Origin of the sequence: Micromonospora sp. NPDC049799, assembly GCF_040656655.1 — a bacterium.
Lineage (GTDB): Bacteria > Actinomycetota > Actinomycetes > Mycobacteriales > Micromonosporaceae > Micromonospora.
Window position 1 is genome coordinate 1 of sequence record NZ_JBFAMU010000478.1, and the last position, 3,815, is coordinate 3,815.

Below are 3,815 nucleotides of genomic sequence, written 5' to 3' on the forward strand. Positions count from 1 at the left end.
CCAGGGCCACCACCTTGGCGTCGCGCGGGTTCAGGTGTTCCATGAACCGCTTGATACGGCCCGTTCGGCGGTCAGGTCGGCGGGGGCGGCATGGGCCGGGGTGACGGCCACGGTGGCGCCGACGAGGGCAGCGGTGACGGCGGACATCACACCACGTCGAGTGAGTCTCACGCGTTCCTCCCGGGGAGGGCGGGACCGACGGTCTGTCGATCGATGGACACATATTTACACTGGTCAGCCGGCAGGTAAAGGGGCGCAAGTCGATACGCTGTCCCGATCGGACGATCGACGCGTCGCCGGGTGTCCGCTAGCGTGCCGGCATGCCGTCGACGTCGATCGAAGCGACCGATCCGTGGTGCCTGCGCCCCGGGGAGAGCGCGGCGCTGCTGCGCGACCACCCGTGGCGGCGGTTCGTGGTGCTGGGTGACAGCGTGGCCGAGGGGTTGTGCGAGCCGGTGCCGGGCTACCCGGACGTGCAGTGGGCCGACCGGATCGCCGCCGAGCTCCGGGCCGTACGCCCCGAGCTGGCGTACCTCAACCTCGGGCTGCGCGGGTTGCGGGCGCACGAGGTACGCACCACCCAGCTGGCCCCGGCACTGGAGTTCCGGCCGGACCTCGCACTGGTGGTGTGCGGCGGCAACGACGCGTTCCGCCCGGCGTACGACCCGGCCGCGGTCGACGCCGAGCTGACCGCCATGGTCGAGGCGCTGCAGGCGGCCGGCGCCGACGTGATCACGGTCGGCATGTTCGACGTCTCGCACAGCCCCGCCGTGCCGGAGAAGGTCCGAGCCGGCCTCGGCGAACGCATGCGCCGCCTGGCCGCGCACACCCGCGCCCTGGCCGACCGGCTCGGCACCGTCCACGTCCACCTGACCGACCATCCGCAAACGGCCGACCCGTCCATCTACAGCAGCGACGGTCGCCACGGCAGCGCCCGCAGCGACGCCATAGCAACGGCGGAAACCCTCCGCGCCCTCGGCGCCCACCCCGCCGCCCGCCCCGGCCACCCTGTTGATCAAGGGGTTCGCGCCACCGGTACTGGTGTCGCGTGACGCAAATCCCTTGATCAACAGCCCGAAGGGCGGGCGGCAGGGTGGGTGGTCGGCAGCGGAGAGGTCAGTCGGTCACCAGGAGGCCGGAGAGGAGGACGCCGCGGGCCAGGTTCAGGACGGCGTCGCAGCCGGGGAAGCCGGTGCGGATGCAGGCCCCGGCCGGTTCGCGGCCGAACAGGTACGGCGCGATGCTGTACGGGACGTCCGCCGACACCGTCTCGCCGGTCTCGATGTGCACGAAGTCCAGCGGGACGTCGTCGGCCCGCACGTACTGCTGGAGGATGAAACCGCCCCGCTCGGCCGCCCGGCGCACCCCGTCGCGCCACGTGTCGGCGTCGCACTCCCGGCCGATCAGCACGTCCACCCCGGCCGAGCCGTCCGCCGGCTTCGACACCAGGTCACGCTGGTCGGCGACGGCCCGGTCGAGCAGGTCCGGGGTGAGCGTCCAGGTGCGCGGCACGTACCGGTGCACGAGGTCCCGGTCGACCGTGGGCAGGGAGTCGGCGTCGTCCCACAGCCACGCGAAGGCCGCCTTGTTGGCGATCAGCCACGCGGCGGCGGAGACCCACATCGGCACGGTGCCGGCGGCGAGGGCGGTCTCCAGGGCGTCCACCCCCGCGCTCGGGGTGACCCGGTTCGGCACGAACAGCCGGAACACCCCGTCGACCGGGGCGCCGCGCGCGACCAGGTGGGACCGGTCGTCCACCGTCAACTGGGAGACCGGGGCGATGACCAGGTCCAGGCCGAACGCGGTGGCCCGCTCGACCACCGGCGCCAGCACCCGGATGAACCGCTCCGGGTCGTCCAGTCCCGGGTACTCGGCGTCGAAGTCGAGCAGCATCGCGACCCGCGCCCCCTCCGGCAGGCTCAGCCCGGAGCGGATCGCCGCGAACCGGCGGTCCACCGCGGACGGCGCCGCCTCCAGGCGGATCCGGTCGGTGAGGCCGCGCCGCCGGTAGACCTCGACGAACCGCCGGACGGTGGTGTCCGCGTCGAACGCGCCACCGAGGCTCGAGTCGATGTTGTACTCCACGACGCGGGGCAGCCCGTCGGAGAGCAGGACGTCCGGGCGGAACGCCTCCAGCAGGGCCTCGGTCAGCGGCTCGTCGTCGTCCAGCAGCCGGGTCTCCCCGTCCGGCACACCCAGCAGCCGCCGCAGCTCCCCCGCCGTGCCGGCACGCCGCCGGCACGCCTCGAAGATCAACTGCGCCAGCCGGTCGCAGACGGCGTTGAGCACGCCGAGCGACGTCTCGTCCATCACCGGCGGCCGGGCCAGCCGCCACTGCTTGTTGTACGTGGCCCGCCCGTCGAAGATCTCCTGCCAGGACTGCGCCCCGGCGGTCACCATGTCGGCGCGGACGTCGGCGGGCAGGTCCAGCCAGGCCCGTGCGGCCGACGGCCAGCGGTAGTCGACGTCGAGCATGTCTCACCCGTCCTTCATCACGTGTTGGATCGCGGATCGCAGCTGCTCGCGGCCCGGCTGCACGGCACGGTCCAGCGCCGGGGCGAAGGGCAGCACCGCCCCGTCCGGGCGGGTCACCCGGCGCGGCGGCGCGACCAGGCGCACCCGCTCGACCACGGTGGCGATGACCTCCCCGGCGATGCCGCAGGACCGGTTGGAGTCGTCGACCACCACGAGCCGGCCGGTGCGCGACACCGACTCCAGCAGGCCGTCGGTGTCGAACGGGTACAGCGTGCGCGGGTCGAACACCTCCACCGACACCTGGTCGGCGAGGTCGTCGGCGACGGCCAGGGCGTCGTGCAGGAGGTGGCCGACGGCCACCACGGTCACGTCGTCGCCGAAGCGGTGCACCCGTCCCCGGCCCAGCGGCACCGGGGCCAGCCCGGCGAGGTCGACGTCGGCGCGGAGCTCCATCGCCCCGGCCGGCGCGAACACCACCACCGGGTCGTCGCAGCGCACCGCCGACACCAGCAGGCCGTACGCGTCGGCCGGGGTGGCCGGCACGACGGTGGTCACCCCGACGTGGGCGAAGAGGCTGTACGGGTGGTCGGAGTGCTGCCCCGCCCACCCGGTACGGGAACCGGAGCCGGGCACCAGGTAGGTCACCGGCACCGCGCACTGCCCGCCGGTCATCAGCGGGAACTTGTGCGCGTGGTTGACGATCTGCTCGAACACCAGGAACAGCAGCGACGGGATCTGGAACTCGATCACCGGCCGCATCCCGGCCAGCGCCGCCCCGGTGGCGAAACTGGTGAACGCCTGCTCCGACAGCGGGGTGTCGAGCACCCGGTCGGGCCCGAACCGTTTGAGCAGCCCGGCGGTGACGTTGGACGCGGCGACCCGGATGTCCTCGCCGAGCAGGAACACGTCCGGGTCCCGGGCCAGTTCGTCGGCGAGCGCCCGGGTCAGCGCCCGGCGGTACGACAGCTTCGGCATCTAGCCACCTCCCCGGGCGGTCAACCCGCTGGCGTACAGGTACGCCAGCGCGTCGGCCGGGTCCGGCTCGGCGCTGGCCAGGGCGAACTCGACCGCCGCGTCGAGGGTGGCCTCGACCTCGGCGTCCACCGCCGCCCGCTCGGCGTCGGCCAGCCGCGCCCCGGCGATCTCCACCGGGTCCCGGGACCGGCCCCGGGCCACCTCGTCCGGCGGGCGGTAGTCCAGGCGTACGGCGTGTTCGAAGGTGTGGTGCGCGTCGAAGCGGTAGGTGCGGGCCTCGACCAGCTCCGGGCCCCCCCCGGCCCGCCAACCGGCGACCGCGGCGGCCGCGACCGCGCCTACCTCCACCGGGTGCACAACGTCCA

The 3,815-nt window shown here is 73.8% G+C and carries 4 protein-coding genes; 1 reads left to right on the forward strand and 3 read right to left on the reverse strand.

The window, feature by feature from the left end; translation table 11 throughout:
- Window positions 1-320 precede the first annotated feature (320 nt).
- Complete coding sequence (locus tag AB0I76_RS24820) at window positions 321-1,052, forward strand: SGNH/GDSL hydrolase family protein (protein ID WP_357039956.1); 732 nt, start codon at window positions 321-323, stop codon at window positions 1,050-1,052.
- 64 nt (window positions 1,053-1,116) lie between these two features.
- Here the strand turns inward: AB0I76_RS24820 and AB0I76_RS24825 are convergent, their stop codons facing one another.
- The 3 genes from AB0I76_RS24825 to AB0I76_RS24835 all read right to left on the reverse strand — a co-directional run.
- A complete protein-coding gene (locus tag AB0I76_RS24825) occupies window positions 1,117-2,475 on the reverse strand; it encodes a hypothetical protein (protein WP_357039959.1) in 1,359 nt (452 codons plus the stop codon).
- Window positions 2,476-2,478: 3 nt separating this feature from the next.
- Window positions 2,479-3,450, reverse strand: coding sequence for a transketolase C-terminal domain-containing protein (locus AB0I76_RS24830; RefSeq protein WP_357039962.1), 972 nt, complete (start codon window positions 3,448-3,450; stop codon window positions 2,479-2,481).
- On the reverse strand, window positions 3,451-3,815 hold a 365-nt coding region (locus AB0I76_RS24835), incomplete at its 5' end, for a thiamine pyrophosphate-dependent enzyme (RefSeq protein WP_357039965.1).

Excerpts from the sequence above, each read along its gene's own strand:
- AB0I76_RS24830 (WP_357039962.1), bottom strand. The coding sequence starts at position 3,450 with ATGCCGAAGCTGTCGTACCGCCGGGCGCTGACCCGGGCGCTCGCCGAC.
- AB0I76_RS24820 (WP_357039956.1), top strand. The coding sequence starts at position 321 with ATGCCGTCGACGTCGATCGAAGCGACCGATCCGTGGTGCCTGCGCCCC.
- AB0I76_RS24825 (WP_357039959.1), bottom strand. The coding sequence starts at position 2,475 with ATGCTCGACGTCGACTACCGCTGGCCGTCGGCCGCACGGGCCTGGCTG.